Origin of the sequence: Novosphingobium profundi (genome assembly GCF_018491765.1) — a bacterium.
Lineage (GTDB): Bacteria > Pseudomonadota > Alphaproteobacteria > Sphingomonadales > Sphingomonadaceae > Novosphingobium > Novosphingobium profundi.
The window spans coordinates 20,726-46,905 of the sequence record NZ_JABWCU010000008.1 but is presented as its reverse complement, the minus strand read 5'-3'; the positions used below and the strand labels follow the sequence as shown (position 1 = coordinate 46,905).

The window sequence follows — 26,180 nt, the reverse complement described above, 5'->3', positions numbered from 1 at the left end:
ACCCCGGTTTGCCATCGCGGCGGTGTCTTGCCATGTAGGCGCCATGACGGAGATGATGACGGATACGACGCGCGGCACCTGGCAGTTCTGGGTCGATCGCGGAGGCACATTTACCGATGTCGTCGCGCGCGCGCCGGACGGGACTTTCGAGCGGCTCAAGCTGCTGTCCGAGGACCCGGAGCGCTACCGCGACGCGGCCGTCGAGGCCATGCGCCGGTTGACCGGCGTGGGCGAGGGGGCGCTGCCGCCCTGCGAGCTGCGCCTGGGCACCACGGTCGCCACCAACGCCCTGCTCGAAGGCAAGGGCGAGCCGGTCCTGCTCGCGATCACCCGCGGCTTCGGCGATGCCCTGCGCATCGGCACGCAGGAGCGGCCCGACATCTTCGCGCGCCACATCGTCCTGCCCGAGCCGCTCGCCGCGCGCGTGCTCGAGATCGACGAGCGCGTCGGCGCGGACGGGACGGTGCACCGCGCGCTCGACGAAGAGGCCGCGCGCTGGGGGCTCCAGTCGGCCTTCGACGCGGGCCTGCGCGCGGTCGCGGTGGTGCTGATGCACGGCTATCGCTTCACCGCGCACGAGGTCGCGCTGGCCCGGATCGCGCGCGCGATCGGCTACACGCAAATCTCGGTCAGCCACGAGGTGGCCCCGCTCATCAAGCTCATCGCGCGCGGCGACACGAGCGTGGTCGACGCGCACTTATCGCCGGTGCTCGATCGTTACGTCGCTGGCCTCGAGGCGGGCCTCGGCCCGCATGTCGAGGCGCTCTACATGCAGTCGAACGGGGGCCTCACCAGCGGCGCCGCGCTGCGCGGCAAGGATGCGATCCTCTCGGGCCCGGCGGGCGGCATCGTCGGCATGGCGGCGGTGGCGAAGGAGGCGGGCTTTGCCGAAGTGGTCGGCTTCGACATGGGCGGGACCTCGACCGACGTCTCGCACTACGCGGGCGAGTACGAGCGCGACAGCGAGACACGCATCGCCGGCAACCGCGTGCGCACGCCGATGATGCGGATTGCCACGGTGGCGGCGGGCGGCGGCTCGATCTGCGCGTTCGACGGCGCGCGCTTTCTCGTCGGACCCGAAAGCGCGGGCGCGGTGCCGGGCCCGGCCTGCTATCGGCGCGGCGGTCCGCTTACGGTGACCGACTGCAACTTGTTGCTCGGCAAGCTGCTTCCCGAACATTTCCCGCATGTCTTCGGGCCCGACGGCGACGAGCCGCTTTCGCGGGCCGCGGCCGAGGGGCGCATGGATGCGATTCTCACCGAGGCCAAGGCGGCGACGGGCCGCGCGATGACCCGCGAGGAGGCCGCCGAGGGCTTCCTCGCCATTGCGGTCGCCAACATGGCCAACGCCATCAAGACCGTTTCGCTGCGCCGCGGCCACGACGTGACCCGCGCGGCGATGGTGACCTTCGGCGGTGCGGGCGGGCAGCATGCCTGCAAGGTGGCCGACGCGCTCGGCGTGACGAGTGTGCTGTGCCATCCGCTCGCCTCGGTGCTCTCGGCTTACGGCATGGGTCTTGCCGACCGCCGTGTGCTGCACGAGCGCACGCTGGCACTGACGCTCGGATCCGAAAGCGCGGCGGCACTCGACGAGGCTCGTGCGGAACTCGGCGAAGCAGCGCGGGCCGATCTCGTAGCGCAGGGTGTGGCCGTCGAAGCCATCGCGATCGAAGCGTCGCTGGCGATCCGCCCGAGGGGGAGCGAGAGCACGATCGCGGTGCCTTTCGGCGATCTCGCTGCGATGCGCACCGCCTTCCACGCCGGGTGGGACCACCTCTTCGGCTTCGCGGCCGGCGAGGACCTCGTCGCCGAGAGCTTGCGCGTCGAGGCGGTCGCCGGCGGGCATCCGGGGGGGGGGGCGATCGCGCCGCTCCCCCAGGTTTCAGGCGATCCGGCGCAAACGGAGCGAATCTGGACCGAGGGAGCGGCGCACGAAGCCCCGCTCTACCGCCGCGAGGACCTTGCCGAGGGCTTCACCGGCGAAGGTCCGATGCTGGTGGTCGACGAGGTCTCGACCACGGTGGTCGAGCCGGGCTGGATCGTGCGTGTCGATGGCGTGGGCAATCTCGTGCTCACCCGCCCGGCCCCGCCCCCGATCGCAGTCGGCGCAGAGACGGGACGCGACCCGGTGCGCCTCGAGATCATGGGCGCGCTGTTCATGGCGATCGCCGAGGAAATGGGCGCCGCGCTCCAGCATTCGGCGCGCTCGGTGAACATCCGCGAGCGGCTCGACTTCTCCTGCGCGCTGTTCGACCGGTACGGCAATCTCGTCGCCAACGCGCCGCACATGCCGGTGCACCTGGGCTCGATGGGCGAATCGGTGCGCACGATCCTGAACCGGCGCGGGATGGGTGCGGACGGCCATCCTGCCGACGGGCGCGGCATCCTTGCCGGCGATGCCTATGTCCTCAACGCGCCCTACGACGGGGGCACGCACCTGCCCGACATCACCGTGGTCATGCCGGTCTTTGCCAAGGACGGGGACATCGAGCCCGCCTGGTTCGTCGCCGCGCGCGGGCACCATGCCGACATCGGCGGGATCAGTCCGGGCTCGATGCCGCCGGGCAGCCGCACCCTCGACGAGGAAGGCGTGCTGATCGACAATGCGCTGCTGGTCGATGCGGGAACGCTTCAGGAGGAGGCCCTGCGCGCCTTGCTCGCCTCGGGGCCCTGGCCTTCGCGCGCGATCGAACAGAACATGGCCGACTTGCGTGCCCAGCTCGCCGCCTGCGTGCGCGGCGCTTCGGAATTGCGCCGCATCGCAGGCGAACAGGGGCGCGAGCTGGTGGATGCCTATATGGGCCACGTCCAGGCCTATAGCGAGGAGGCGGTGCGCGCGCTGACCGCGCGCCTGTCCGACGGAACCTTCGTCGCGCCGATGGACAACGGGGCCGAGATCCACGTCGCGGTGCGGATCGACCGGGCGCAGCGCAGCGCGGTGATCGACTTCGCGGGAACCTCGCCCCAGCTGCCCGACAATTTCAATGCGCCCCTGCCGGTCGTGCGCGCGGCGGTGCTTTACGCGGTGCGGACGCTGATCGACGATCCGGTGCCGATGAACGAGGGGTGCTTGCGGCCCATCGAGATCCGCGTTCCCGAAGGCTCGATGCTGCATCCGGTGGCGCCTGCCGCCGTCGTCGCGGGCAATGTCGAGACCAGCCAGGCGATCACCGACGCGCTGTTCGGCGCGCTCGGCGCGATGGCCGCGGCGCAGGGGACGATGAACAACTTCACTTTCGGCGATGCGGCCCACCAGTACTACGAGACGATCGCGGGCGGATCGGGCGCGGGGCCCGATTTCGACGGGACCAGCGTCGTCCAGACGCACATGACCAATTCGCGGCTGACCGACCCCGAAGTGCTGGAGAGCAACTTCCCCGTCCTGCTCGAGGAATTTTCGATCCGGCGCGGTTCGGGCGGGGCGGGCGCGCACCGGGGCGGCGATGGCGCGCGGCGCCGTGTACGCTTTCTTGCGCCGATGCAGGCGGGCATCCTCTCGCAGCGGCGCACGGTGGCCCCGTTCGGCCTCGCCGGGGGCGAAGCGGGCGCGCGCGGGGCGAACCGCATCGAACGCGCCGATGGCCGGGTCGAAACGCTCGGCAGCACCGCGCGGGTGGACCTTGCTTCGGGCGACGTCTTCGTGATCGAAACCCCCGGGGGCGGCGGTTTCGGTCCTGCCTAGAGCCGCTTGCGGCAAGCTTGGGCTTGCCTGAGGCCTTCGACCTGTGCCACGATGCTTGAAAATATATAAGGCATAGGAAGAGGATAATGTCGCAGCTGCGAAACAATGGTGCGGTGCGATGAGCGGGCCCGTCCTGCCCACCGCGCTCGACACCACGCAACCCGAAGCCGAGGCGCGCGCGCGTCACAACCGTGCGCTGGCTGCCGACTTGCGCGCGCGGGTCGCGGCGGCAGCGCGCGGCGGCAGCGAGCGCGCGCGCGAGCGGCACCAGGCGCGCGGCAAGCTGCTCCCGCGCGAGCGTGTCGAGGGCCTGCTCGATGCAGGCTCGCCCTTTCTCGAGATCGGCCAGCTCGCCGCGAACGGGCTCTACGGCGACGAGGTGCCGGGCGCGGGGATCATCGCCGGGATCGGGCGCGTCTCGGGGCGGCTGTGCATGGTCTTTGCCAACGACGCGACGGTGAAGGGCGGCACCTACTACCCGATGACGGTCAAGAAGCATCTGCGCGCGCAGGAGATCGCGCAGGCCTGCCGCCTGCCCTGCCTCTACCTCGTCGATTCGGGCGGAGCGAACTTGCCCAACCAGGCCGAGGTCTTCCCCGACCGCGACCATTTCGGCCGCTTCTTCTTCAACCAGGCGCAGATGAGCGCGGCCGGCATCGCCCAGGTCGCGGCGGTGCTGGGCAGCTGCACCGCGGGCGGCGCCTATGTTCCCGCCATGTCCGACGAGACGGTGATCGTGCGCGAACAGGGTACGATCTTCCTTGCCGGCCCTCCGCTTGTCGAGGCGGCGACGGGCGAAGTGATCTCGGCTGAGGAGCTGGGGGGAGGCGAATTGCATGCGCGCACATCGGGCGTTGCCGATCACCTCGCCGACGACGATGCCCACGCGCTCTCGATCCTGCGCGACATCGTCAGCCACCTGGGGCCCTCGCAGCCGGCTGAACTCGCGCGGCGCGAGGCGCGCCCGCCCGTGCACGATCCGGAAGACCTCTACGCGCTGATCCCCGAGGACGTGCGCGCGCCTTACGAGGTGCGCGAGGTGATCGCGCGGCTTGTCGACGGGTCCGAGTTCCACGAGTTCAAGCCGCTCTATGGCAGCACGCTGGTCTGCGGATTCGCGCATATCCACGGGCTTCCGGTGGCGATCCTCGCCAACAACGGCGTGCTGTTCTCGGAGAGCGCGCAGAAGGGCGCGCACTTCATCGAACTGGCCTGCCAGCGCGGCGTTCCGCTGCTGTTCCTCCAGAACGTCTCGGGCTTCATGGTCGGCGGGGCCTACGAAGCGCAGGGGATCGCCAAGCACGGCGCCAAGCTGGTGACGGCGGTGGCGACCGCGCAGGTCCCCAAGCTCACCGTCCTGATCGGTGGTTCGTTCGGCGCGGGCAACTACGGCATGTGCGGGCGCGCCTATGATCCGCGCTTCCTGTTTACCTGGCCCAACGCGCGGATTTCGGTGATGGGCGGCGAGCAGGCGGCCTCGGTCCTGGCGACCGTCCACCGTGATGCCAAGAGCTGGAACGCCGAAGAGGCCGAGGCCTTCAAGGCGCCGATCCGCGCGAAGTACGAGACCGAGGGCAATCCCTACTACGCGACCGCCCGGTTGTGGGACGATGGCGTGATCGATCCGGTCCAGACCCGCGACGTGCTGGGGCTGGCGCTCGAAGCCGCGCTGGAGGCGCCGTTCCCGCAAACGCCGCGCTTCGGCCTGTTCAGGATGTGATGCGATGACTTCGACCAAGGATACCCTCTTCGTGCTCGACACCGACTGGGCCGACCCCGAGCTGGGCGGCGCGCGGCGTTTCTACTGCAAGGACTGCGTGACCGTGGAAGGGTTGCTGGCCCTGTTCCCCGAACGCGCCGCGCGGATCGAGGTCGTGCGCGTGGGCTGGCCGCGCCCGCGCGCGGCGGTCGTCGAACGGCTGGGCGAGGCGAACCAGAACCTGCCCGCGCTGGTCTTTGCCGAGGGCGGCTTCGCGAACGAGATCGAGGCGATCCTCGCCGCGCTCCACACCCGCCACGGCTTTCCCGAGAGGCACCCATGATCCGATCGCTGCTCATCGCCAATCGCGGCGAGATCGCCTGCCGCGTGATCCGCACCGCGCGCCGTCTGGGGATCCGCACCGTGGCCGTCCATTCGGATGCCGATGCCGGCGCGCTGCATGTGGCGATGGCGGACGTCGCACACCGGATAGGGCCCGCCTCTGCCGCGCAGAGCTACTTGTGCGGCGAGAAGATCATCGCGGCGGCAAAACTCACCGGGGCCGAGGCGATTCATCCGGGCTACGGTTTCCTGTCGGAGAACGCCGAGTTCGCCGAGGCGGTAATCGCGGCCGGACTGGTCTGGGTCGGGCCCTCGCCGTCCTCGATCCGCGCGATGGGTCTCAAGGACGCGGCCAAGGCGCTGATGGAACAGGCGGGGGTGCCGGTGACGCCGGGATACCTCGGCGATGACCAGTCGGTCGGGCGGCTCGCCGTCGAGGCCGCGCGGATCGGCTATCCCATTCTCATCAAGGCGGTCGCGGGCGGGGGCGGCAAGGGCATGCGCCGCGTCGAGGACGAGGCCGGGTTCGCCGACGCGCTCGCCTCGTGCCGGCGCGAGGCGCAGGCCAGCTTCGGCAACGACCGGGTGCTCCTCGAAAAGTACATCGCCACCCCGCGCCACATCGAGGTGCAGGTCTTCGGCGACAGCCACGGGAATGCCGTGCACTTGTTCGAGCGCGACTGTTCGCTTCAGCGCCGCCACCAGAAGGTGATCGAGGAAGCCCCCGCCCCCGGCATGGACCCGGCGACGCGCGAGGCCTTGTGCGCGGCGGCGCTGCGCGCGGCGCGCGCGGTCGACTACGTCGGCGCGGGCACGATCGAGTTCATCGCCGACGGTTCGGGGCCGCTCGATGCCGAGCGCATCTGGTTCATGGAGATGAACACCCGTCTCCAGGTCGAGCATCCGGTGACCGAGGAAGTGACGGGGGTCGACCTCGTCGAATGGCAGCTTCGCGTGGCGAGCGGCGAACCGCTGCCGCGGCGCCAGGAGGAGCTGTCGCTGCGCGGCTGGGCGATGGAAGCCCGGCTTTACGCCGAGGATCCCGCGCGCGGATTCCTGCCCAGCACCGGGCGGCTCGAATGGCTCGAATTCGGCGAGGCGCCGAGCGGGCGGGTCGAGACCGGGGTCGCGCAAGGCGACGAGGTGTCGCCCCACTACGACCCGATGATCGCGAAGCTCGTCGCCCACGGGGCCGACCGCGAGGAGGCGCGCCAGCGTCTCTCCACCATGCTGGAAGGCAGCGCGGTCTGGCCGGTGCGCAGCAACGCCCCCTTCCTCGTCCAGGCGCTCGAGCATCCCGATTTCGTGGCCGGGCGTGTCGACACCGGGCTTGTCGCGCGCGATGGCGAGGCGCTGGCGCGGTCCGTGCAGCCCTCGCGCGAGGTGCTTGAAGCGGCGGCGAACGCGCTGGTGGGGCGCACGCGGCTCATGGGCTTTCGTCTCAACGCGCCGCCGCGGCGGGTGGCGCGCTTTCGGCTCGAGGGCGAGCCGATCGACATCGCGCTGGGCGAGGGATGCGACGAACCGGTCGACGCCGTACTCCTCGCCGAAAGGGGCGAGGCGTGGCAACTGACCGGCTGGCGCCGCGATGGGGTGCACGGCGCCGCGGCGGGGAGCGGGGCGATCCTCGCGCCGATGCCGGGCAAGGTGATCGCCGTCGCGGTGGAGCAAGGCGAGAGGGTTACGCGAGGGCAGAAACTGCTGACGCTCGAGGCGATGAAGATGGAGCACACGCTTGTCGCGCCGTTCGACGGGGTGGTGGCCACGCTCGCGGCGGTCGAGGGCCAGCAGGTGGCCCTGGAGGCGGCGCTCGCGCGGATCGAGGAGGAGGTGGGCTGATGGCCGGACGCTTTTACGACGAATGGCGGGTCGGCGATCGCGTGGTTCACCAGCCCTCACGCACGGTGACCGAGACCGACAACCTGCTGTTTTCGACGATGACCCATAACGTGCAGCCGCTCCACCTCGATGCCGAGGCCGCGCGGGCGAGCGAATTCGGCCAGATCCTGGTCAATTCGACCTTCACCTTCAGCCTCGCGGTGGGGCTCTCCATCGCCGACACGACGCTCGGCACGCTGGTGGCGAACCTGGGCTTCGACAAAGTCACGACGCCCCATCCCACCTTCCTCGGCGATACGCTGACCTGTTCGAGCGAAGTGGTCGAGATGCGTCCGAGCCGTTCGCGGCCGGGGCAGGGCATTGTCGTGTTCCGGCACGAGATGACCAACCAGCGCGGTGAATGCGCGCTCTCCATGTTGCGCACGGTCCTGTTGCACGGATCGCAGGGCTGATCGCGAGGTGCTACCTTCAGGGGCGCCGGCCTAACGTCGAGGGCGCAGCGCGCGCTTGACCCCGCTGTGCGCGTGGGGATCGTGGTAGTGGAACAGCGCGGTCGCCCGGATGCCTTCGTCGTCGGCGGGCTCGTTGGTGTGCAGCGTGCGATAGCCCCAGAACAGGTAGAGATCGCCCGGACGCAGCGCGACGCGCTGCAGGCGCGGATCGTGCCGGGCATGGCCGCGCCGATAGAGCGCCTGGGCCAGGGGATTGTCGACCCGGGCCTTGTCGAGCACGTTCACGAGATAGCTGCGCCGCAGCGGACGCAAGGGGGGCCGCAGCAGTAGGCGCCCGGTACCCGTTTCGGGAACCAGGATCGGGATCAGCGCGGTCAGGACGTACGAATCGTAGTGGAAGCGCATGGCATGGCCGGATTGCGCCGAACCGGTCAGGCAGCGCAGGATCTGGTAGAAGGCGGAGCGGGGTAGCGGTCCGGCAGTGGCCTGTTCGCAGATCGCATGGCACGCCGCGTGGAAGGCGGCGTCCTCGCGCAGGGCCTCGAGAAAGGTCCCGCCGAGCGGTTCCCCGCAGCCTACCCCGAAATAGCCGCTCGCGCTACCGGCGATCCCCGAGCGCACGAAGCGCTGGGCCCTGGCGAGATCGTCGGTGGCGACGAAGCCCTCGACCCGGGCGACGCCGCCGTCGTCGAGCTCGCGGCAGATCGCCTCCGCGTCGATGCGGGGAAAGGTGCTCAGAAGTACCGTTCGCCGATGCGGATGGTGTCGCCCGGCAATACATAGACGACCTTGCTCTCCTGTCCGAAGCGCACGATTTCCTCCTCCTTGCCGGCACGGCGCAAGAAGGCCTTCTTGCGCGCGGCACGGTACGTATAGCCGCCCGCTGTGGCGACGGCCTGCTCGAGCGTGAGGTTCGGCTTGTACGAGAATTCGCCCGGATGGTTGACTTCGCCCAGGATGTAGAAGGGGCGGTAGTCGACGATCTCGACGGTGACGCGCGGGTCCTTGATGTAGGTGCCCGCCAGCCCGGCGCGGATCGCTGCGGTCAGGCTCTGCGTCGTCTCGCCATCAGCACGGATCGCGCCAAGCAGCGGGATGGCGACGAGGCCCGAGGAGCTCACTGCATACTCGCCCGAAATGTCGGCGACGTTGAAGACGGTGATGCGCAGCTTGTCGCCCGGCCCCAGGTGGTAGGTCTCGAGCCCGTCGGGCGAAGAGCCTGGCTGGCTGGCGGCCGCGGCCTGCACCGTGGCACTGGCTTGCGACGAGGCGGGCCCGGCGGGCAAGGCCAGGCCAGCGATGACGAGCAGGCTTAAGGGCAACACGGGACGTGGCATCTGTTGATCTCCTTTGCCCGGACTCCGCGCGCTTGCGCGCTCGTCCTCGCGGGTCGCGTGAATTCCCGAATGGAAGCGTCTGCGCGCCAAATTGTCTGCATCGCCCTTAAATACTTCCATTGAGATGAACTGTCTTCATTTCATGTTGTAGTGCGTTAATACAAGAAAAGTTGTTTGATGTCATGGCAGATATTGATTTGCAGAAAATATTCAATTGTTGACTCGTCTAAAGCATGCGGCACATATGTGTATACACGCGATGTTTTTGCATCGCCGAAGAATTGTGTGAGTTGCAATCTTGGGCGATGGCCAGTCTCGGGGGGATCAGTGATTGGGTTTTGGCCGCATCGAACCGAATTTCGTGCCATGACGGCGCCCGTTCGATCTGCACGAACGCGCGGTTCCAGGCTCGTGCGGGCGGGAATCTGGGCCGGGCTGACGGGCCTCACGGTTCTGGCTTCGGCTACGGCCCGGGCCCAGGCCCAGGGGCCGACGCTGGCCGATACCGCCACGGCCAATTCGGTCGGTGCGCGCTCCAAGGCGGCCTACGATCCGCCCGGGATCGGCCTTGGCGCCTTCACGCTCTACCCCACGCTGGCGGCGCGCATCGAATACGACGACAATGTCTTCAACGTGGAGAACGAGCGGCATTCCGATGGCCGGGCGATCATCGTTCCGGGGTTGTCTTTCGTCAACGCGGCACCCGATCACGGCCTGACCTTGCGGGCGGACGCGACCTTGGTGCGCTACGCGGACCTCTCCTTGCAGAACAACGAGCAATATCAGGTCGAAGGGCAGGGCTATCTGGCCTTGGGCGAGGCGCGGATCGACATGTCGGGCGGCTATGGCCGGCTTACCGAGCAGGCGGGTTCGCTGGGGGAGGCCGTGATTGGCGCGCCCAACACCTACACGCGTCTTGCCGGACGTGCCGGGGTCACGCTGGACCTTGCCGGAATCACGTTCAATGCCAGCGGCGGCGCCGAACAGTTCGATTACCGCACGGTGCATCTCGAGGACGAGGATGTGTTGCAGAATTACCGCGATCGGACCGCTTATTCGATTTCTTCGCGTTTGGGGTTGAGGGCGGGATCTTCGCTGCGAGTATTTGTTCAGGGATACTATAATTGGCAGGATTATCGCGAGAATTTCGGTGGATTAAGTCAGAACTCGCAAGGATATTCTGTTCTCGGTGGAGTATCATTTGGATTAACGGCGTTGATGAGCGGCGAAATTAGCGTAGGTTACCTGTCGCAGGACTACGATGAGCCGGGTTCGGGCACCGTGTCCGGGCTGACTTACGCGGGACGGATCATCTGGAATCCGACGGCCCTGATGACGGCGAAGCTGAACGTGGACCGGGCCCTCGAAGCCAGTCCTTATTACAATCAACCGGGAGTCATTCGTGATGGTGTCGATCTGGACCTTGACTATGAACTGCTGCGCAACCTGATCGTCTCGGTCACGGTGGGCTATCGTCATTACGACTATTTCGGATCCGATCGGCGCGACAGTCAGTTCCGGGCCGGCCTGGATGCGCGCTGGCTGATCGGCCGCAACCTCGAGCTGGGACTTGGCCTCAGCCACCGCGACCAGTCGAGCCACGGCTTTCAGGCGCGCCCCTTCACGGGCAACGCGGCTCTGCTGAGCCTGCGGATCAAGGGGTAGCGCAACCGCGCGGGGACGCTGGCGCGGTGCCGCGCTTCCCGCACTTTCATTCCGCCATTCGGCCCCGGGGGGCGAGGACGTAATTGATTGCGAGGCTAGCATGAACAATTCTCTTGTCGTCCATCGCGGCAGCGCGCTCGAGGCCCAATGGGCCCAGGCCTTCCCGGCCCTTGCTTCGCCACCCGAAGATCGCATCGACTTGCGTTCGATCTATTTCGCGCTGCGGCGCCAGCTGTCCGTGATCCTTGCCATCGCCGGGCTGTTCGTGCTCCTGGCGATCGCGTTCACCGCCTTGCAGCATCCCCAGTACAAGGCGAGTTCGCGCGTGGTGCTCAACACCGCCGAGGATCGCGGCTCGCCCCGGCGCGAGGCCAATCCGAGCGCGCCGCCCGATTCGGACCAGGTCGACACCGAGGTCGAAGTCATCCGTTCGAACGAACTCGCGCTCAGCGTGGCGCGCACGCTTGGACTCGACACGAATCCCAATTTTGCGGGCACTTCGGGCGCAGGTCTGCGCCAGCGGCTGATGGCGCTCGTGGGGCTGGGGGGCGATGGACCGGCCCCCGTGCGCACACGCGAAGAGGTGCTGCGCGCGATCGCCAACCGCTTGCAGGACGAATTGAGCGTCGAGCGCATCGGCACGACGCATGCCTTCAACATCTCGGTGACCGCGCCCGATGCCAGGGACGCGCAGGCGATCGCCAACGAATACGCCCGCCAGTACTCGCAGTTCTATCTCGTCCAGAAGCGGGCAAGCGGCGCGCAGGCCGCGAAATTCCTCTCGGGCCGGCTGGAGGAACTGCGCCAGCAGGCGATGGCGGACACCGCGCGGGTGCAGCAGTACCGGATCGCCAACAATCTCCTCAGCACGACCGGGGCCTCGCTCTCCGAGCAGGAGATCTCCAGCTACAACCAGGAAGTGGCCTCGGCCCGGGCGGAGGCGGCGGCGGACCGCGCCCAGCTCTCGACCGCGCGCGCGCAATTGCGCAACGGTTCGGCCGGCGACGACGTGGGCGAGGCGCTCGATTCGCCGGTGGTCAGTTCGCTGCGCTCCAAGCGCGCGGAAGTCGCCGGACGCGTCGCCTCGCTCGAATCGCAGTTCGGGCCGGGCTATCCCTCGCTGCAGAGCGCGCGCTCCGAACTCGACACGATCGACGCGCAGATCGCCTCGGAAATCAAGCGCATCATCTCCAACCTGGAGGCCAAGGTCGAGGTCTCCTCGGGCCGTCTCGGCTCGCTGCAGGGCTCGCTGGGCTCGGCCAAGGGCCAGCTGGCCTCGAACAACCGCGCGATGGTCGCGCTCGATGACCTCTCGCGCCGGGCCGAGGCCTCGCAGCAGCTCTACGACAGCTACCTGGCCGAATACAAGCAGACCGTCGCCAGCCAGGGCACCGAACGCCCCGATGCGCGGGTGATTTCCTATGCCGAGCTGCCGCGGTCCCCCTTCGCGCCGCGCCCCGTGCTGAACCTCGCGCTGGCGCTGGTGGTGGGCCTGGGCGTGGGCGTGGTGGTCGGGCTCATCCGCGAGATGCTCTACACGGGCCTCTCAACCTCGGCCGACGTGGAACACAAGCTTGGTATCCGTTGCCTTGAAAGCGTGCCGCAGGTCGCCAGCATCCTGCCCGGCCAGCGCAACCCGATCGAGGCGGTCTATGCCGCGCCGATGTCGGGCTATGTCGAGGCCTTCCGGGGCTTGCGAGCCGCAATCAACCACGCCTTGGGAAGTACGCGCAACGTCATCATGATCACCTCGGCGCTGCCGCGCGAGGGCAAGACGACGATCTGCGCCTGTCTTGCGCGGGTCGCGGCACTTGGCGGCGAGAGTGCGGTCGTGGTCGATGTCGACGTTCGCCAACGCGGGGCGAGCCGGTTGCTCGACTCGGTGCGTCCGGGCGTGGGGCTGCTCGAAGTCCTGCGCGGCGAGGCCAGCCTCGAGGACGCGCTTGTCCGCGATGAGTACAGCGGCGCCTATGTCCTGCCGATCGTGGGCGATGCCAGCGGCCTTGAGGACCTCATGAACGGGGGCGAAATCGCGGCGCTGCTGGCGCGGCTGGGCGAGCGCTTCAACCTCGTCCTGCTTGACGCACCGCCGATCCTGCCGATCACCTATACCCGCACGCTGGCCTCGCAGGTCGATGGCGTGGTCGTGGTGGCCAAGTGGCGTGCCACCGCCGACCACGCGGTGCGTGCCGCGCTGCGGCTGCTGCCCGAGGGGCGCGTCCGGCTTGCCGGGGCCGTGCTCAGCCAGGTTGACATCCGCAAGCAGGCCAAGTTCGGCTACGGCGATCCCGGCTTCTACTACGAATACTATCGCAAGTATTACGCTTGATCTTGCCTGGACGAGGTGCGGTGGAAGCGGCATCGGTCAGGGCAGCAGCTTCGGATGGTGACGCGTGCGGATGAAGGTACTTTATGTCGTGCCCCCGTCGAATCATTTCGCGGGAATGGAGCGGGTCGTTCACGACCTCGCCTTGGGATTGTCGAGCCATTACGCGGATCAGTTCGATGTCACCGTGCTCTATTGCCGGCGCTATCCCGAATTGCCCGAGGACCTGCCCTACAGCGTGATCTGGGAGGAAGTGGACCAGTTGCGCGGCTTTCCGCTGCGCGTGGCGCGCCGGCTGGGGCGGCGCAATTTCGACCTCGTCGTGATCGCCCAGTTCGAGCCGACTGCGCTGGTCTGGCTGTGCCACCGCCTGATGGGGGGGAAGGCGCGCTTCATCATGCATTTCCACGGCAATCCGCGGATCGAGGGAGGCGGCTCGCGGCGCGCCCGGCTGGCCTTCTCGCTGTTCAACCGGATCGTGCCGCGCATGGACAAGGTCATCGCGGTCTCGCCTTCGCTGGCGCGCTACGTCGATGGACGGACCGGGCGGCCGGGACTGACCGACTACCTGCCCAATCCGGTGCGCCAGTTCGCCGAAGTCGAACGGGCTGTCCCGCGCGAGGGGCCGGTCCATTTCGTGACGATCGGGCGCCTGGCCTGGCAGAAGGGCCACGACGTGCTGGTGGCCGCTTTCGCCCGGCTGGTTGCGCGCGGCATCGATGCGCGGCTGACCATCGTCGGTGATGGCGACGAATACGCCGCTCTTGCGCAGCAGATCGAGACGCTCGGGCTTGCCGGCAAGGTGCACCTGGCCGGAAGCGTTGCCTATCCCGCGCAGCACCTCGCCGAAGCGGATTGCTTCGTCAGCGGCTCGCGGTGGGAGGGCTTTGGCGTCGCCATCGTCGAGGGGCTCTCGGCGGGGCTTTGCGTGATCGCCACCGATTGCGAATTCGGGCCGAGCGATCTCATCGACACGCCGCAGAAGGGCTGGATCGTCCCGGTTGAGGATGCCGAGGCCCTGGCCGAGGCGATGGCCGCTTTCGTGCAGAATGAAAGGGCGCTTGAGGACGAGGCGGTACGCCGCGCGGCGGCCGCCTTCTTCCGCCTCGACAACGTCGTCGCGCAGCACGCCGCCATGCTGGGCTCGATGGCGCAAGGCGGCGCGCCGGCGCACTCGGAGGCGGACGACGCGCCGAGCGAAGCGCCGGTCTCGGGGGACGTTGCGTGCAGCGCCGTGCCACCGCCACCCGAGGCCCCCGCGAACGGGGCCCTGGGCGGACGCACGGCGGGCAGCGCGGTCTGGCTGATGGGCGGACGGCTGTTCACCAAAGCGGTCGAGTTCCTCACCCTGCTCGCGCTCGCGCAATTGCTCACGCCCGCCGATTTCGGCGTGGTGGCGATCGCCATGACGCTGGTGACCATCATCGAGGCGGTGTTCGAGCTGCCGATCTATCAGGTCCTGATCGCGCGCAACGAGATCGAGCGGCGCCATCTCGACACCGCCTTTACCCTGGGGTTGCTGCGCGGGCTGGCCCTGACGCTGGTGGTGTGGGCGCTGGCGCTGCCTTTCGCGCATTTCTACAAGAGCGAGAACCTGGCCTGGATGATTCTCGCGCTCGGCCTTGCGCCGGGCCTGCGCGGCATGGGCAGTCCGCGCCTCGTGGTCTACGCGCGCAATCTCAATTACCGGCGCGAGATCGCCGCCGAGATGATCTGCAAGACCGGTTCGCTGGTGCTTTCGGTGCTGGGCGCCTGGGCCTTTCGCGACTACCGGGCCTTGATGATCGGGATCCTGGCCACGCCTTCGATCTGGATCGTGGCGACTTATCTGCTGGCCCCCTACCGCCCGCGCTTCTCGCTCGCGCAATGGTCGAGCTTTCGAGGCTTTCTGGGGTGGACCACGGCCGCGCAGCTCATCGCGGCGATCAACTGGCAATGCGACCGGCTGATCCTGGGCCGCTTCGTGGCGCCCGCGCAACTGGGCACCTATTCGGTGGCGAACGACTTGTCCTATGTACCCGAACTGGCGCTGATTCGCCCGATCCTGCGGCCCTTGCTCTCGGTCTTCTCGCAAATCTCGGGGCAGCGCGCGCGGCTGGCCTCGGCCTATCTGATGGCCTCGAACGCGGTCCTGGCGCTCGGCGCGCCAGTCTTGCTGGGGCTTAGCGTCCTGGCCGGACCCGCGGTCGAATTGGCGCTGGGGGACAAATGGCTGGCCGCCATCCCGATCCTGCAATGGCTGTCGCTGACGCTGATCCCGCCGCTCTTTACCGCGCCCTACGCGTCGCTGGCGATGGCCACCGACAGGCCGCAGGGCTTGCTTGGCGAGCGCGCGGCCGAATTGCTCTTCAAGTTGCCGCTGATGGTGGTCGGCGCGATCGGCTTCGGCGTGGAAGGGGCTGTGGGCGCGCGCGCGATCGCCTCGGTCACGACGGCGCTCATCGTCATGGTACTGACCAGCCGGATGATCGGGGTCTCGTTGCTCGGCCAGGTGGCGGGCCTGTGGCGCACGATCCTGGCCAGTGGCGCGCTGGTGCTCGTCCTGGCGGCGCTGCGCCCTTTGCTGGACGGGATGACCGGGCTTGCGCTGGCGGCCCATCTCGTCATCGTCGCGGGGTTGGGGATGGGGGCTTACGTCATGGTATTGGCACTTGCCTGGCACCATGCGGGCCGGCCAGGCGGGATCGAGCACATGCTCTACGACCGCCTGGTACTCCCCGCGCTCGAGCGGCTGGCGCGGGCCCGCGTGCGTTCACGTTCAGCGCGATGAGAAGCGCATGCGCACCATGGGCCGTACCGCGGCCATCGGCAGGAGCGCGACGAGTGCCGAGTAGCCGGCAATGGCGATCCGCCGCACGAGGGGCTCGAAGCTGTCCTGGAATGGCAGCCGGACCGCATCGTTGAGGACGGTGAGGCGCGAATCGTCGGCGAGCGGATGCGTTGCAGGCTGAAGTCGCAGCGAGGCCGCGCGCAATTGCAGCAGATGGTTGCCCCGTCGCAGCGATCCTGCGTCCGGCGGGGGGAAGCCTTCCATCTCGCAGGCATCCTGCGAGGCTTTCAGGCGCTTGCGAGCCCGCTCCACCTCGCGCCCGAAGGTGTCCACCTTGGCAAGCATGTTGCTGTCGTTCGCGCCGTGAATCCGGTAAAGTACCAACGGCTTGGCAATGGTCACCACGTCACCCAGGAACGGGGCCATGGCGATGCAGGTGGTGTCGGTCGAGCTGTCGCGCGAAGTATCGAGCGGGAAGATCCGGTCCAGGAAGCTGCGCGCATAGGCATTGCCCGATCCGGGCGGTGAGGGGTATTCGCCGGTGCGGTGCGCCCACTTGCGAATGGCTTCGGCGCTCGGCACCGAACGGATGTGGGGCAGGATGGCGTTGAGCGGACGCTCGTTCTCGTCGACTTTTTCCATCAGCACCTGGACCTTGCTGACCCCCTTGCGCCAGACCTTGGCGATCTCGCGGGCGATTTCGGGCTGGAGCACGTCGTCGGCGTCGAGGAATATCACGAGGCTTCCCGTCGAGCGCGCGAAGCCCGCGTTGTTGGCCTCGACCTGTCCCCTGTTTTCCTGGAAATGCGCCGTCACGCGTCCTGCGAACGAATCGATGATGTCGCGCGAGTGGTCCGTCGAACCATCGTCGACGATGACCACCTCGAGGTCGGGCCAGTCGACGTCCAGCGCGCTCGTGATCGCACGCGCCAGGAAACGACCATAATTGTAGTTGGCAATCACTATGCTCAAGCGGAATGTTGCGCTCATGGAAGCTCCGGAATAATGCTTGAGTCGAATATCGCATGAATTGATCGCGTACTGTGAATTCAATCATGCCATGAGAAGTTTATTAGTCTAGCAAAGTTGTTTCGAAGGGGTAGTATTAATGGTAATTGAAATTTGATTTGAATTAAGTATCTCTTTTCAAGGCGTGTGGATGAAAGGGATGACTATGGCCGACGGGATCGTTGTCGTGATCGCAAGCGTGCATCGCCCCCGCGAACTGGGGCGCTGGGTGGACCACATCGCGCAGCAGACCTTGAAGCCGAACGAGATGATCTGGGCGGTCACCTCGCGTGCCGACCTGCCTCCCGAGCGCGACTTCGGCGAGGATCTGCCCGGCCTCAGGATCATCGAATGCCCCGTCGGACTTACCAAGCAGCGCAACTGCGCGCTTGCCGCGATCACGGGCGATCCGGAATTCGTGGCCTTCTTCGATGACGACTACGTGCCCACCAGCACGTGCCTCGAGGACATCGTGCGCAGCTTCGCCCAGTTGCCCGACGTCGTGGGCCTCACCGGTACGATGCTGGGCGACGGCATCAATTCGAGCGGTATCGAGTTCGAGCGCGCCTGCGCACTGATCGAGGCCTACGAAAGCCGTGGCTTGCGGAGCAATCCGCCCTCGCTCGAGCCTTGGGACGGGCTTTACGGGTGCAATATGGCCTACCGGGCCGAGGTGATCGAAGGGGAGAAGTTCGACGAGAACCTGCCGCTCTACGCCTGGCAGGAGGATGTCGACTTCGCGGTACGGGTCGCGCGTGGGCGGCGCATGGGGCGGACCGACGGTTTCGCGGGGGTCCACCAGGGGATCAAGGGGGGGCGCAGTTGCGGCAAGCGGCTGGGCTATTCGCAGATCGTCAATCCGCTCTATCTGCTGCGCAAGGGCAGCATGAAGCGCCGCAAGGCGCTAGGCATGGCCACGCGCAACATGATCGCCAACCACGTGCGCTCGGCGAAGCCGGAGCCTTGGGTCGACCGGCGCGGGCGAGTGATCGGTAACTGGGTGGCGCTCTGGGACATCGTGCGCGGGCGCGTCGATCCGATGCGCATCCTGGAACTGTGAACTCACCCGTTTCCTCGACGCGCCCCGCGTTCGCGCCATCGCTTCGCGCAGGTACGGAGCCTTCATGAGCGATCTCCTCATCAACGGCCGCTTCCTCTGCCAACCCGCAACCGGGGTGCAGCGGGTGTCGCGCGAATTCGTCCAGGCGCTCGATCGGCTCATCGACAAGGGCGAGTATGCGGGATTGCGGGCGATGCTGGTGGCGCCCGAGGGGGCCGATTTCCGCTCGCTCGGGGTCCGGCATATTGCGACCGAGCACGTGCGCGGCGGCCAGGGGCATTTCTGGGAGCAGGTCACGCTGCCGCGCCGGGCGGGGCGCACACCCTTGTTGTGCCTGGGCAATATCGCTCCCTTGCGCGGTCTCGTGGGGCGGGGCCGCGTGGGCGTGATGCTGCACGACCAGTCGTTTCGGCAGTTTACGCGCGACTACAGTCTGGCCTATCGCCTGCTGCACGGGATCATCGGCTATTTTCTGGTGCGCCGGGCCCATCCGCTGATCACCGTCTCGCACACCGAAGCGCATGCGATCCGGGCGGGAAACGGGGGGCGGCCGGCGCACATCGTGGTGGCGCCCAACGGGAGCTGGATGAATGACGAGCCGCCCTCGCCGCGCCCGGAACCGGGTGGCGAAGGCCGGCCTTACGTGCTCCATGTTGGTGGCTTTTCGAACCGCAAGAACGTGGAAGGCGTCTTCGCGTCCGCCCGGACCCTGGCCGCTCGCGGTATCGAGACCCGGCTCGTGGGCAAGCCCAACGCGCAGTGCGATGCCTTGCTCGCGGACTTGTCCGATCACGAGCGGCGCCACGTCCATTTCACCGGTTATGTCGACAACGACGAACTCGCCCGGCTCTACCGCGAAGCCAGCTGCCTGATGTACCCCTCGTTCTACGAGGCTTCGGGCCTGCCGCCGAGCGAGGCCATGCGCTTTGGGTGTCCGGTGGTGACCTCGGACCTGCCCGTGCTCAACGAGCGTTGCGGCGATGCCGCGCTCTATTGCGACCCTTACGATGCGGGCAGCATCGTCACGCGCATCCTCGAGATCATGGGCGATCCGCACCTGGCGCAGGACCTGTCGCAAAAGGGGCAGGCGCGCTCGAACCTGTTCAGTTGGGAGAACCAGGCGCGCACGATCATGGCGGCGATGGGCTTCGTTGCCGGCGCCCCTTCGCGGCAACCGGAAGCGCAGTTCGCCTAGATCCGCGCGCGCCTGCTTGGAAGGTCGGGCGCGTCTTCGCGGGTTATGCGCGCCCGTTTGGCGACGGGGTGAGGTGCGTGCTTCGGGGGCCTTGGTTCAGATCGTGACAGGACGGGCGTGGTAACCCAGTGGCCCTCCCGGCGTGAAACCGGTTTCCCTGTCTTGCGGCGCGCGCGCGGCAAGGCTGCGCAGGGCCAGCGAGACCGCGCAGAACATGGCGAAATCGCTGCCGGGGTCGCAGGTCGGCGAGACCACCGAGGCCGGGATGAGCACGCCGATCGCAGCCCACCCTCCGGCCGCACCGATCATCGCGTCCTCGCCAAAACGCCGTCCGAGCCGGGGGCCGCAATACGTCGAGATGCGCAAGGGGCGGAAACTGCGCAGGAGATGCGCGAGCAGGGCTATCGAGCCGACGAGACCGGTGCAGCCGAGCATCGCGGTGAAGAAGCTCGACGAGCGGAAACTGCCAGGGCCGATGCCGATGCCGTAGGACGAGAAAAACGCGTCGATGCCGATCTTCGCCCAGAAGGCGCGCTGCATGCCCGACATGCTGGCCTGCTTCTCGATCGTCGCCTGGCGCAAGATGCTGAGCATCAGTTCGAGGAAGGACGGCATCAGGAAGATCAGGGCGCTGACCGCGACGAGCAGGGCCAGGCCCGCACCGGCGAGCGCCATGCCCTTGCGGGCCTCCAGGTACTGGGGAAGGAACAGGATGCGCAGCGCCAGGATCACGCCGTAGACACCAAGGCCGAGGTACGCGGTCGAGGATGTCGAGAAGAACAGCACGAGGCCCAGCGCCAGCGCCGCCGGTCCGGTTCGGCGGGGGAGCACGTCGCGCAGCCAGCATTCGAGCAGGAACACGAACCAGCCGAATCCGAATCCCACATAGGCGGCGGGTTCCGCGAAGACCCCGGTGATGCGCACGAAGCCCTCGAAGGTCTGGTGGGTCATGTTGTAGTTGGCGTTGCGGATGAAATCGATGACCTCGTCGAAGGGCGTGCCCCTCAGGGCGGCCGCGAGAACGCCGAGCGCGACGTGGATCCAGGCGATCGTCACGCCCATCGTGACGAAGCGCCGCCCCGCGCCTTCTTCGCGCAGCGCGATGTGCGTTACCAGTCCGGCGCAGAAGGAGCCCAGCATGTAGACCGCCACGGTGATGTTCTGCGGCGAGGGGGCGAGCGGGACGGTGTCGAACAAGGTGTGCGTGGGCGTGGGATTGCGCATCGCGGTGACCTCGATCTCGCCGCGAAAGAAACTTGGGGCGAGCGCGGCGGCAAGGAGGCCATACAGCGCGTAAATCCCGAGGAAACCATTGGCCCGCACGGCCTCGCGCGCCTGGGCCCAGCGCTGGCTGTTGGGCAGGGTCATGCGGGCCATCGCGAAGAGCAGCGCGAACTGCGCGGGTGGGATCGAGGAGCCGCCGAGCGCGGGCATTTGCGCGGCCGCCGAGCCGCCAAGCAGGCTGCAGCCCATGACCAGCAGCAGCATCTCCATCATGCCACCGCGAAACATCAGGAAAAGGCCGAGGGCGGCGATGATGAGACCGATGTAGGTGAGGACCATTGCGCGGACCTCAGGCGCTGCGCAGTTGCGCGAAGCTCGAACCGCGCGGATGGGCGGCGCCTTGTGCGCGCTCCACCGTTTCGCGAAAGCGCGTCCGAAAGGCTTCGGGGCTGAAACGCTGCGCCTGGCGAACCGCGACCTGCGGCGAAAAGCGTTCGAGCCAGGTTTCGCAGCGCTCAACCGCGGCGGCGAGGGCCTCGGCCGTGTCCTCGTGGAAGAACAGGCCGGTCTCTCCGTCGACCACGGTCTCGAGCGCGCCGCCGCGTCCATAGGCGATGACCGGACGCCCCGAGGCCATGGCCTCGACCGGGATCATTCCGAAGTCTTCCTCGCCGGTGAAGACGAGCGCGCGGGCCTTGGCGTAGGCGGCGCGAAGGGCGCTGAAATCGAGTCGCTTGGTGAAGCGCACGTTGGGCGCGGCGCGCGCGCGCAAGCTTTCGAACATCGCTCCGTCGCCGATCACGTGGAGTTTACGGCCGCTGCGGGAGAAGGCGTCGACCGCGAGTTCGGGGCGCTTGTAGGGGACGAGCTGGCCGATCCAGACATATTCGTCGTCGGGCTGCGCATCGGGGGTGAACAGCGCGGTGTCGACCGGCGGATAGACGACGGTGGCCTCGCGCCCCCAGAACTTGGCGATGCGCGCGCGGATGTATTCGCTGTTGGCCATGATGAGGTCGCTGCGCGCGGCGCTGGCGAAGTCCCAGGCGCGCAAACCCGGCGCGAAGAGCGGCATCGTCAGGCGTCCGCCGAGGCCAGTCGCACCGCGGTACTGGTGGTACTGGTCCCAGATGTAGCGCATCGGGGAATGGCAGTAAGTCACGTGCGTGGCATCGGGCCGGGTGATCACGCCCTTGGCGGGCCCCGCTTCGCTGCTGATGACAAGGTCGTAGGCGCTCAGGTCCAGCGCTTCGAGCGCGCGGGGCATGAGCGGCAGGTACTTCTGGTATTGCGAGCGCGCGAGCGGCAGGCGCGAGATGAAGGTCGTGTGGATGCGCCGTGTGCGCAACTTGTCCGAAAGGCGTTCGGGGCGCACGACGTGGGTATAGATGTCGGCGTCGGGGAACATGTCGCAGATATGCTCCAGAACGCGTTCGCCGCCGCGCATGCCGACAAGCCAGTAGTGTATGATCGCCGTGCGCAAACCGAGTCCTCGTTGCAACGAACCGGGATGCCTTGGTCGCCGTACTGCGGGCGGAACAAGCGTATCATCCGGATATCTGGTAATTCCACGTGAGATATTGCTTGGAATGGAAATCAATTTCAATTCAAATTGCCGCCATTGTTCATCTATTTTAAAAATAGAAATATTGACAAAGGCGCTCCATTGTATTGCCTTGTGCGTGTTATGAGAAAATACCTATTCGTTGAATTAGGTGTTTTTTCGTATTTCTGTCGGATTGCGCGGTGGAACTTGGCGAAAAGGCTGGGGTATGAACAGTATATACCAGGACGGAACATACTTCGAGAACAACCCGGCGTGGCATGAAGGTGATTCGCCCTGGAAGGCAAATCACATAAAGAACATATTGCTCGACAACGGGATCGTGCACGACACGATTTGCGAAGTCGGGTGCGGTGTTGGGGGAATACTTCTAAACCTGGAGAGATTGTTTCCCAATTCGCACTTGTCTGGGTATGAAATTTCACCGCACGCCTTCTCGGTTGCGAACACGCGCGGGACGGACAGGACGAAATTCTATTTCGGAAATATTCTTGAAGAGCCGGACCCGAAATTCGACGTGACGCTCCTGATCGACGTCATCGAGCACGTCGACGACTACATGGCGTTCCTGAAAAGTCTCAAGCCGATTGGAACCTACAAGGTCCTGCACATCCCGCTCGACCTTTCGGTCCAGTCGGTGCTGCGCGTTTCGCCGATCATCGGCCAGCGCCAGGACCTGGGCCATATCCATTACTTCTTCAAGGACCTCGCGCTGAGCGCGCTGCGCGACAGCGGCTATACCGTCCTCGACTGGCGCTACACCGCCAGTCGGCTGGAGTTGCCCGACCAGGCTTACCTCAGTCGCTTCATGAAATGGCCCAGGCGGCTGCTCTACGCGCTCTCGCCCGATCTCGCGGTGCGGGTCGTGGGGGGCTATTCGCTGCTCGTGCTGGCGAAGTGACCGGAGTGCTTCGAGGACGTGGTCAGGAATTGGGGTTTGTTGGAAGCCGTATTTTGGTTCGACACATTGGATTTTTCGTGGCCTGACTTGTGCATATTGTGAAATGTATTCGCACATGCTTTGGCGTTGCATTTAAAATACAGTAATGATGATTTGAATTTAATTTGAATTGAAGGCTTGGAATCCTATACATTATTGATAGGTTAATTGAAATTTATTGATTGCCTGGGGATCTGGATGTTGTCGAGCAAGGAATTTTGTTCTGATCATCGTCCCGAGACAGCGCGGCGAATGGATTTTCGGAGAAGGCGAATGCGCGGCGTACGCGGCCCGCGGCGGCCACGTGTTCGGCTTGGCGGGACCCTGGCCCTGCTGCTCGTCGTTGCAGGCGACGGCGGTGCGCTTCCGACCGGGGCGGTGACGCCGCCCCAACTCGGGGCGAAGCTGGATATCTCACGCTACCGGATCACGTTTGCGGAGCCGTTCGAGGCTCTTGACGTCTCGGCCTGGGGGCCTGGCACGCGTTGGATCGCGCACACCCCCTGGGCGGGGGACTTCGGCGATGCGGTCTTTCTCGATCCGCGCGATGGAGTCCCGTTTACCGTGAAGAACGGCGTGCTGCGGATCACCATGCGCCAGCGCGACGGCCGGTGGGAATCGGGACTGCTCTGCGCAAGCGACAGCCGTTCGCAAGGGTTTCTTCAGTCGGGTGGCTATTTCGAGGTCCGGGCCCGCTTGCCCGATGGACCGGGGGTCTGGCCCGCGTTCTGGCTCGGCTCGAACGCGGATGGCGTCCATCCCAACCCCGAGATCGACGTTCTCGAATACTACGGCCGTTTTCCCGGGGCCTATCTTGCCACGACGCATGTCTGGAAGGATGGCAAGTCGATTGGGGGTTCGTCCTACCGGGTCGACGTGCCGGCGCACTCGCTCGAAACCGGATTTCACACGTATGGGGTCTCGATCGATGCGGCCTTCGTCACCTTCTACCTCGATCGCAAGGTCGTGGCCTACGAGGCGACGCGGCCCGAGTACCTGCAGCGGCTCTATCCCATGGTCAATCTGGCCGCCGGTGGTGGGTGGCCGATCCAGGGCATGAAGAACCCGTCCGTGATGTACGTCGACTACATCAAGGTCTTCACGTTGAAGGAGGCGTGATCGTGCGTCCGGCGCGGCTCCGGTTCCCTCATTTCCGGCGAGGTCGAGGCGTCCGATGAAAATTGTCCATTACCTGAATCACACCTGCCTCGGGAATGGCCATGTCGCCGTCGCCGTCGACTTGTCCTGCGAGCAGGTGCGCGCAGGGCACGATGTCACGGTCATCAGCGGTTGGGGCGACTGGGACGAGGTCTTGCTGCGCAATGGCGTGAAGGTGATCCAGTTCGGGGAATCGAAGGGGCCTTTCCGGCTGGCGACGATGACCTGGCGGTTCCTCAGGGCCGTGCGCCGCATCAAGCCCGATGTCGTTAACGCACACATGGTCTATGCCGCGATTTCGGCGCGTCTGGCTCGGTTGGTCGGGCCGAGGCTGCGCTACGGCCTCGTCACGACGGTGCACAATTCGTTCGACCAGCAGGCCAACCTGATGCGCGTCGGAGACCGGGTGATCGTCGTCAGCGAAGCGGTCGGCGAGGACATGAAGGCGCGCGGAATTCCCGCGGAGAAGATCCGTGCGGTTACCAATGGAACCGTCGGCGGCGTGCGGCGTCCGGCTTTCGTAGGGCCGCCATTGGCGCTCCAGCATCCGGCGGTGGTGACCGTCTGCGGTCTTCATTCGCGCAAGGGAGTAGGCCACCTCATTGACGGTTTCGTGGCGGCGCGGCGGCAGTTCCCCGGCGCTCATCTCTACATCGTGGGGGGTGGGCCCGAGCGCGCCGACTTCGAGGAACGCGCCCGTGCCTCGGGAAGCGGGGCCCACATCCACTTCATGGGCTATCGCGACGATCCGCGCGACGTGCTCGCGAGCGCGGACCTCTTCGTGCTCGCCTCGCTGCGCGACCCATGCCCGCTGGTCCTGTTCGAGGCACGCGAGATGGGCAACCCGATCATCGCAACGGCGGTCGATGGTATTCCCGAGACTCTGGCGCACGGTCGGCGCGGGGTGCTCGTGCCGCCCGGTGATGGCGGGGCAATCGGGCACGAGATCGTTCGTCTTCTCGGCAACGAGCAACTGCGCAACACGCTTTCGCAGGCTGCGCGCGAGGATATCGCGGAGATCACCGTGCGGCGCATGTCGGAGAAATCGATGGCGGTCTACGCCGAGACACTGCGGGCCGCTGCCCGGCGGCCGACGGTGCCGGCGGGGGTGGGTAACCGCGCCGAAGCGGCCGCCTTTGCGCAGGCTCGAACCGTTAAAGGGTCGGGAGGAGAGATCGGTGATCGCCATGAAAAGCGTTGACCTGCAGGGAGTGCGGGTCATCTCCTGCGACGTTTTCGACACGCTGTTGCAACGCAATGCCATCGCCGAGCCGGGCCGCGTGAAGCGCATCGCGCAGCGCGCCGCCGAGATGCTGCGAGAGGAGCGCGGCGTGGTGATCGAGGTTGAGGCTCTGGCTCGCGCGCGCGCGCGCGCGCAACGGCTGGCCTACCGGGCGCTCGACATGGCCGACCCGAACGGGGAAGTCGGCTTTGATGCACTCATGCAGGGCATGGCGCTGGGGCTGGGGCTGGGGGTGGACGAGGCGCGTGTCCTCGCCCGTGCCGAGATCGCGGTGGAACAGACCCAGCTTTCGCCCAACGCGGCTCTGCTCGGCTGGCTCGCCTGGCGCAGCGCGGATGGCTTGCGGATCATCGCGGTCAGCGACACCTGGCACAGCGCGGCGACGATTCGCGGCCTGCTCGACCGCGTCGCTCCGGGCAACCCGGTGGCCAAGGTCTACACCAGCGCAGACCTCGGCGCGACGAAGCGCAGTTCCGCGATCTTTCCCAAGGTTCTGGAGGCCGAGGGCGAGCCGGCGCAGGCCTTCTTCCATATCGGTGACGATGCCCTTGCGGACGAAGCGATGGCGCAGCGTGCGGGCTTGCGCTCGCACCGGATCGTCCCGCCCCGACGGACCATTTTCGCGCGTCGGCTCGACGCCGCACGCGCGCGCGTCATGCGCGCGATGCCGGAGCAATGA

19 protein-coding genes are annotated in these 26,180 nt (G+C 66.8%); 14 read left to right on the top strand and 5 right to left on the bottom strand.

The genetic code is table 11. From position 1 onward, the window contains the following. Positions 1–52: 52 nt before the first annotated feature. The 5 genes from HT136_RS10005 to HT136_RS09985 all read left to right on the top strand — a co-directional run bounded on the left by HT136_RS10005 (position 53) and on the right by HT136_RS09985 (position 8,014). On the top strand, positions 53–3,682 hold the full coding sequence (locus HT136_RS10005) for a hydantoinase B/oxoprolinase family protein (protein WP_425516889.1): 3,630 nt from the start codon (positions 53–55) through the stop codon (positions 3,680–3,682). Between the two features lie 118 nt (positions 3,683–3,800). After that, positions 3,801–5,402, top strand: a complete 1,602-nt coding sequence (locus tag HT136_RS10000; RefSeq protein WP_214199629.1) for a carboxyl transferase domain-containing protein — start codon at positions 3,801–3,803, stop codon at positions 5,400–5,402. 4 nt (positions 5,403–5,406) lie between these two features. Beyond that, complete coding sequence (locus HT136_RS09995) at positions 5,407–5,724, top strand: DUF3088 family protein (RefSeq protein WP_214199628.1); 318 nt, start codon at positions 5,407–5,409, stop codon at positions 5,722–5,724. Continuing rightward, entirely contained in the window at positions 5,721–7,562 is a 1,842-nt protein-coding gene (locus tag HT136_RS09990; protein ID WP_214199627.1) for an acetyl/propionyl/methylcrotonyl-CoA carboxylase subunit alpha, read from the top strand. The genes HT136_RS09995 and HT136_RS09990 overlap by 4 nt, the downstream gene beginning before the upstream one ends. Beyond that, complete coding sequence (locus HT136_RS09985) at positions 7,562–8,014, top strand: MaoC family dehydratase (RefSeq protein ID WP_214199626.1); 453 nt, start codon at positions 7,562–7,564, stop codon at positions 8,012–8,014. Before HT136_RS09990 ends, HT136_RS09985 begins: the two co-directional genes overlap by 1 nt. Before the next feature lie 30 nt (positions 8,015–8,044). Here the strand turns inward: HT136_RS09985 and HT136_RS09980 are convergent, their stop codons facing one another. Both HT136_RS09980 and HT136_RS09975 read right to left on the bottom strand, forming a co-directional pair. Further along, the gene (locus HT136_RS09980) at positions 8,045–8,635 is read right to left on the bottom strand and encodes a hypothetical protein (protein WP_214199625.1); all 591 of its coding nucleotides are present in this window, start codon (positions 8,633–8,635) and stop codon (positions 8,045–8,047) included. Between the two features lie 113 nt (positions 8,636–8,748). Further along, on the bottom strand, positions 8,749–9,351 hold the full coding sequence (locus HT136_RS09975; protein ID WP_214199624.1) for a polysaccharide biosynthesis/export family protein: 603 nt from the start codon (positions 9,349–9,351) through the stop codon (positions 8,749–8,751). Between the two features lie 366 nt (positions 9,352–9,717). Here HT136_RS09975 and HT136_RS09970 point away from each other — a divergent pair, with 366 nt between their 5' ends. From HT136_RS09970 to HT136_RS09960, 3 genes are all read left to right on the top strand, one after another. After that, the gene (locus tag HT136_RS09970; protein ID WP_214199623.1) at positions 9,718–11,016 is read left to right on the top strand and encodes an outer membrane beta-barrel protein; all 1,299 of its coding nucleotides are present in this window, start codon (positions 9,718–9,720) and stop codon (positions 11,014–11,016) included. Positions 11,017–11,116: 100 nt separating this feature from the next. Beyond that, the gene (locus tag HT136_RS09965) at positions 11,117–13,345 is read left to right on the top strand and encodes a GumC family protein (protein ID WP_214199622.1); all 2,229 of its coding nucleotides are present in this window, start codon (positions 11,117–11,119) and stop codon (positions 13,343–13,345) included. Between the two features lie 88 nt (positions 13,346–13,433). Beyond that, positions 13,434–16,112 carry an oligosaccharide flippase family protein gene (locus HT136_RS09960; RefSeq protein ID WP_214199621.1) on the top strand — a complete coding sequence of 893 codons (2,679 nt, stop codon included), beginning with the start codon at positions 13,434–13,436 and terminating at the stop codon, positions 16,110–16,112. Here the strand turns inward: HT136_RS09960 and HT136_RS09955 are convergent. Continuing rightward, positions 16,101–17,075 (bottom strand): glycosyltransferase family 2 protein, encoded by a 975-nt coding sequence (locus HT136_RS09955; protein WP_343222166.1) that lies wholly within the window; start codon positions 17,073–17,075, stop codon positions 16,101–16,103. The genes HT136_RS09960 and HT136_RS09955 overlap by 12 nt on opposite strands. A 196-nt stretch (positions 17,076–17,271) precedes the next feature. Between HT136_RS09955 and HT136_RS09950 the strand changes: the two genes are divergently transcribed. Both HT136_RS09950 and HT136_RS09945 read left to right on the top strand, forming a co-directional pair. Further along, positions 17,272–18,180, top strand: a complete 909-nt coding sequence (locus HT136_RS09950; RefSeq protein WP_214199619.1) for a glycosyltransferase family 2 protein — start codon at positions 17,272–17,274, stop codon at positions 18,178–18,180. 64 nt (positions 18,181–18,244) lie between these two features. Then, positions 18,245–19,375 (top strand): glycosyltransferase family 4 protein, encoded by a 1,131-nt coding sequence (locus HT136_RS09945; protein WP_214199618.1) that lies wholly within the window; start codon positions 18,245–18,247, stop codon positions 19,373–19,375. A gap of 96 nt (positions 19,376–19,471) precedes the next feature. Here HT136_RS09945 and HT136_RS09940 read toward each other — a convergent pair whose 3' ends face one another. Further along, entirely contained in the window at positions 19,472–20,938 is a 1,467-nt protein-coding gene (locus tag HT136_RS09940; protein WP_214199617.1) for a hypothetical protein, read from the bottom strand. Between the two features lie 10 nt (positions 20,939–20,948). Next, entirely contained in the window at positions 20,949–22,079 is a 1,131-nt protein-coding gene (locus tag HT136_RS09935) for a glycosyltransferase (RefSeq protein ID WP_246543573.1), read from the bottom strand. Between the two features lie 289 nt (positions 22,080–22,368). On the opposite strand from HT136_RS09935, the gene HT136_RS09930 reads away from it, so the two are divergent. The 4 genes from HT136_RS09930 to HT136_RS09915 all read left to right on the top strand — a co-directional run bounded on the left by HT136_RS09930 (position 22,369) and on the right by HT136_RS09915 (position 26,180). Continuing rightward, positions 22,369–23,061 (top strand): class I SAM-dependent methyltransferase, encoded by a 693-nt coding sequence (locus HT136_RS09930; protein ID WP_214199616.1) that lies wholly within the window; start codon positions 22,369–22,371, stop codon positions 23,059–23,061. A gap of 312 nt (positions 23,062–23,373) precedes the next feature. Beyond that, the gene (locus HT136_RS09925; protein ID WP_214199615.1) at positions 23,374–24,219 is read left to right on the top strand and encodes a glycoside hydrolase family 16 protein; all 846 of its coding nucleotides are present in this window, start codon (positions 23,374–23,376) and stop codon (positions 24,217–24,219) included. A gap of 55 nt (positions 24,220–24,274) precedes the next feature. Next, positions 24,275–25,459, top strand: a complete 1,185-nt coding sequence (locus HT136_RS09920) for a glycosyltransferase family 4 protein (protein WP_214199614.1) — start codon at positions 24,275–24,277, stop codon at positions 25,457–25,459. Then, positions 25,437–26,180, top strand: a complete 744-nt coding sequence (locus HT136_RS09915) for an HAD family hydrolase (RefSeq protein WP_214199613.1) — start codon at positions 25,437–25,439, stop codon at positions 26,178–26,180. The genes HT136_RS09920 and HT136_RS09915 overlap by 23 nt, the downstream gene beginning before the upstream one ends.